The sequence below is a fragment of the Candidatus Protochlamydia sp. R18 genome, from assembly GCF_000648255.1.
GTDB classification, from domain to species: Bacteria; Chlamydiota; Chlamydiia; order Chlamydiales; family Parachlamydiaceae; genus Protochlamydia; species Protochlamydia amoebophila.
Genome location: NZ_BASL01000615.1, coordinates 1 through 3,097 on the forward strand (window position 1 = coordinate 1; position 3,097 = coordinate 3,097).

Consider the following 3,097-nt stretch of genomic DNA (forward strand, 5'->3'; position numbering starts at 1 on the left):
TCATCTCACCGATGCAGGATTAGTCCATTTGACACCCTTAACGGCTTTACAGCATCTCAATCTAAATGGCTGTGTTAATCTCACCGATGTAGGGTTAGCCCATTTGACACCTTTAACGGCTTTGCAGCATTTAGATCTAAGCGATGGCTATCATCTCACCGATGCCGGATTAGTCCATTTGACACCCTTAACGGCTTTACAGCATCTAAATCTACGCTGCTTTGGAAAACTTACCGATGCAGGCTTGGTTCATTTAACACCTTTAACGGCTTTGCAGCATTTAGATCTAAGCGATTGTGAGGATCTCACCGATGCAGGATTAGCCCATTTGATACCCTTAACAACTTTGCAGCATCTAAATCTGAGTTGGTGCTTTCATCTCACCGATGCAGGATTAGCCCATTTGATACCCTTAACAACTTTGCAGCATCTCAATCTAAATGGCTGTGTTAATCTCACCGATGCAGGATTAGCCCATTTAACACCCTTAAAGGCTTTGCAGTATCTCGATTTAAGCAATTGCTATCATCATCTCACCGATGCAGGATTAGCCCATTTAACACCCTTAAAGGCTTTGCAGTATCTCGATTTAAGCAATTGCTATCATCTCACCGATGCCGGATTAGTCCATTTGACACCCTTAACCGCTTTACAGCATCTAGATTTAAGGGCTTGTAATAATCTCACTGATGCAGGACTAGCGCATTTAGCACCCTTAACAGCTTTGCAGCATCTAGAGTTAAGCGGTTGTGGTCATCTTACCGATGCAGGATTGGCCCATTTAACACCCTTAACCGCTTTGCAGTATCTAAATCTGAGTGGGTTCTGGCATCTCACCGATGCAGGATTAGCCCATTTGACACCTTTAACGGCTTTGCAGCATATAGATCTAAGCCAATGCTGGAAGATCACTGATGATGGATTAGCACGTTTTAAAACTTTAGCAGCTTCACTCAATTTAAAAATTATTAACGAGAAAATTTTTTAATAAAACAAGAAACCTAGAGCCAAAAATAGAAAAAAACAGTCCTAATGAGTTTTTAGTATAGATTTGAATGCGATCCATTTTATTTTTTTAGCTGCCCATAAGTTATGGGTTGTTAATAAAATACATACGCAATGTAATATACTCACCTTATTCAGATAGGCAAAAACGGTAAAGATTGAATCCTTTTTTGATTGCATTATCATCAACATTTTTATATTGTGAATTAGTTAAATATTGATTTAAAGTATCTGTGAAAGGGGGATAACTTTAGGCTAGAGAAGATTCGGCTGAATTTTAGGCTTATTATTAAGAGGATTTTGTGGTCATACTATAGTAGCTTGTTTCCAACTCGAACGTTAGCTGCTTTTATAATTTTGCAAAGAACAACCTATAGAAATAAGGGTAAAAAAAAGCGATCATCTTGATCACAAAACTACTTGTTTTGATCCATAATCTTACCTAGCACTACTATTCTTTTCTCTATCCGATCACCTTTTTTACAAAAACTAAAACTATGTAAGCTTTCCTTCTCTTACTCAAGTCTAACCAATTCCAAATAGGCTAGGAAATAATTTTCTTCATCTTGATACAATAAATTGATCAGCCCAATTAGTATTTTGAACGAATCATTTTTTTAGTTTGGCTTGCAGCATTCTTTCTCGTATAAATCCATGATAGCATCGCAGGCAATGATTGAGCGGTCAATCTTTCTATCTTTGCGCAAACGGTGAATATATAGCTCGGTGAATGCTTATTCGGCTTCTTCCGTTAGGTAAATGGTAGCCTTTATTTTTTTCTTGTTGCGGCGCTTAGCCATTTGTTCATCATGACTGTCAATTTCTTTAGCGTTTTCTTGTATTAACTTTTCAGCTTCTTCACTCATTTTTACTTTATATGGCGTGTTCCTCGACCTTTAAATCACCTCTAGGTTTATTATGGAGATATTTTTGATTTAGAAGTTTCTGATTAGAATTTTTTTTCAATCATTGTTTTAACTTAGACTTATCTTTGCCACCTATAAACGTATAATTTTCCAAAACGGCATTATCAAATCACAGAATTACCCATGCTGAGGGCCTTAAAGCTTAAAAGAATGGTATTTTCTTACTACGTATAGTTTAAGGAAAACAATTTACTATAAGTTAACAAATTCAGTATTTGTTAACTTATAGTAAATAGACATTCTCTAATTGTTCTTTTTAAAGTAACCTGGAATAAATATCATTCATTGATTCAAGGGTGATGAATAGAGTAACAAGAAAAACATTTTACAATTACTTATTGTGAATTATATCTTTAATCTTTGAAGTTAGTTAAATATCATGTTATTGAATTAAAATGCTAGCTTTAAAGCTTGCTAACCCAGCATCAGTGAGATGATAGCACTTACTCAGATTTAGATGCTGCAAAGCCGTTAAGGGTGTCAAATGGGCTAATCCATCCCCAGTGAGATTCCTATTCTTAAAGTAGAGGGATTTTTCCCTTAACAAAGCTAGCTGAGAATGAGAAATGTTCAGAGAAGTTCCCTCTTGAAAGCTCAGTTGAATTTCTTCAGATGAAGGTGAAAGAGCGACGGGAGCTGGAATCGTTAGTGCACTAATTTTCTCTATATTGGGCAAGGGATTGACTAAGGGATTATTCTCATCTACAAGAGGGTCGTTAATATCTTGAAGAGGATAGTAAGAAGGAACCGTTGTGTGGACAAGATGACCAGAATTAAGCCCAAAATTAGAAATATGCAAAATGACCTTCCCAATGAGTGAAATAAATTTTAATTTATAGATATTTTAAAATTATGATGTATAGATAAAAATTATGGCAATATTAATAAATTAAAATAGGAAGTCAAATTTTAAAAGGAAGTTTTATTTTATCAATGAAGGGCTATTAAAAATTAATTAAAAATCAATCGGGATTAAATATAGAATCTTTAGTTTTTAATCTACAATGCTTTAATTCCACGAGATGATAAGATCATGCAATAAATTGGTCATAAATTATTATAGTTTAGCTTGTATTGTTTATAATTTATAAACCTTCTGTACAGGACAATTTTTTTGAAAATGTAAAAAAACTCGCGATATGTGACATAATACTTCAGAAACCACT

1 protein-coding gene and 2 pseudogenes are annotated in these 3,097 nt (G+C 34.6%); 1 reads left to right on the forward strand and 2 read right to left on the reverse strand.

The genetic code is table 11. The features are described from left to right. A pseudogene (locus TY19_RS11495) lies at positions 1 to 988 on the forward strand (hypothetical protein); the annotation flags it as partial. Between the two features lie 751 nt (positions 989 to 1,739). Here TY19_RS11495 and TY19_RS20495 read toward each other — a convergent pair. Both TY19_RS20495 and TY19_RS02015 read right to left on the reverse strand, forming a co-directional pair. After that, positions 1,740 to 1,871 (reverse strand): hypothetical protein, encoded by a 132-nt coding sequence (locus tag TY19_RS20495; protein WP_255346653.1) that lies wholly within the window; start codon positions 1,869 to 1,871, stop codon positions 1,740 to 1,742. A gap of 574 nt (positions 1,872 to 2,445) precedes the next feature. Then, positions 2,446 to 2,730: pseudogene (locus TY19_RS02015) on the reverse strand (hypothetical protein); the annotation flags it as partial. Positions 2,731 to 3,097 lie beyond the last annotated feature (367 nt).

Bases quoted from the DNA above. Each gene is read 5' to 3' on its own strand.
- TY19_RS20495 (WP_255346653.1), bottom strand. From the start codon at position 1,871: ATGAGTGAAGAAGCTGAAAAGTTAATACAAGAAAACGCTAAAGAAATT.